The following is a 1,514-nucleotide window of genomic DNA, read 5'->3' as shown; positions in this document are numbered from 1 at the left end:
TTCATCGCGCGTGATCTCATACGCCTTGCTCAGATCCCGATTAAGCCTCCCCCCCCGTCGAATCGTTCCCGCTTACTGCATCACCACGTACCGTGATATCGCCCGCGCCCACTGTGGCGCGCACGATCTGCTCACGATCCTTGTTGTAGTTGTAACCCGAGACGTTCCAGCCGCTCTTCCCCTCCTTGCCTTTGCCGGCCTGACTGGCGTCCTGGGTGGCCGTACCGCTGTTGCCCCAGCCATAGGTGCCGCCGACGTTCAGGTAGTAGCCATGCTCCTTGTCGCTGCCAGCGATGTCGCTGAAACCGAGGGTGCCAGTATCGAGCTTGAGATTGCCGGTGTCCGAGGCGACTACGGCGCCATCGAGTTGGGTGTGTTGCTCGGTACGAATATCAAGCTGGGCTTTGGCGGTGATCGAGGTCTGATTGCCGACTCAGTTCGTGCTACCTGTGGTCTGGCCGTAGCCGGGTATACCAGCTACTCGCCGGTGCCTATAGTACAGATTCCTGCCGAGCAGTTCGTCCAGTCATGAGCGGTTTCCAGCGCAACCATTACCATACCAATTGACGAGCGAAACACAGACCGTCGACCTCCACCAGCATCAATCAGCCTCGTAATAGGGTCTCCACCATACATCCTTAACATCAGATTCAGGACACACCCATTTCGACCACTCTTCAATCAACCACTTTCTATCAATCCCACCTCTAGCTTTAACACTACTGGGTGGAAGATAAGTCAATATCAAGCCCGCTTTATATCCAGAGCTCACAATTAGGCCATATGGTCGATCGGACATACCGGTTTCAAACACCATAAAATCGACTTTACCTTCATATGACTTCGATCCGCTAACAGTGAGAACGTTACCTCGCTCAACAACCTCAGATTTTATATCAACAAGCTTTCTTCTTACATCCACTTATTTTACCTCAAGATCGTGACGCCCACTACCGTCAGCGCTTTTAGTTTGATTCATCCCAAAATCAACTTCGCCTAGGTGCTTACCATTCTTTGCGTTGACAACCTCAAAACGTCCATGCTGACTATCCAGCGCGTACAAATTTCCATCCTTCCCTAAATACACATCTCGCCCATTCAACTTAGAAAGTTTTGAATCTTTCAGCATACCATTCGCAGATACAACTTTTGCAGCCATAGCTTTGATCAGCGCGACCCGCTCACCTGGGGGCAAAAATGCCAACTCCCTCTCAAACTGAGCGACGGTCTTATTATCAGCCAAAATTGAATTGTTACTGGTCTTAGAACCTACCACACCTAGCGTGCGGCTTACAGCCTTACCAACCCCACCCAGAGCCGCCTGTTCCACACTCTCGATCAGGTACTTCACACCGACAACGTCGACACTCCCATCAAACGGCACATCCTTGTCACCGCTCGCGTGGCGCGCTTTGTCGTCTTCGTTTAGCTGGGCTATTTTGGTCGAATCAAGGCCTTTCCACCGAGCGACCAGCGCGATGGCAGCCTCTTCGTTCTTTTGGTCAATCTCATCG

General features: G+C 51.8%; 2 protein-coding genes and 1 pseudogene. All 3 read right to left on the bottom strand.

The genetic code is table 11. From position 1 onward, the window contains the following. Window positions 1-481, bottom strand: a pseudogene (locus AC1MEK_RS29805) (toxin C-terminal domain-containing protein); the annotation flags it as partial. A gap of 120 nt (window positions 482-601) precedes the next feature. Next, a complete protein-coding gene (gene imm45, locus AC1MEK_RS29800) occupies window positions 602-922 on the bottom strand; it encodes an Imm45 family immunity protein (RefSeq protein ID WP_480399840.1) in 321 nt (106 codons plus the stop codon). Continuing rightward, window positions 923-1,514 (bottom strand): colicin E3/pyocin S6 family cytotoxin (locus AC1MEK_RS29795; protein ID WP_480399839.1); only part of this gene is annotated, 592 nt, incomplete at its 5' end.

Source organism: Pseudomonas sp. 2 (assembly GCF_056627435.1).
The sequence above is the reverse complement of the archived record's forward strand: the minus strand, read 5'-3'. Positions and strand labels throughout refer to the sequence as shown.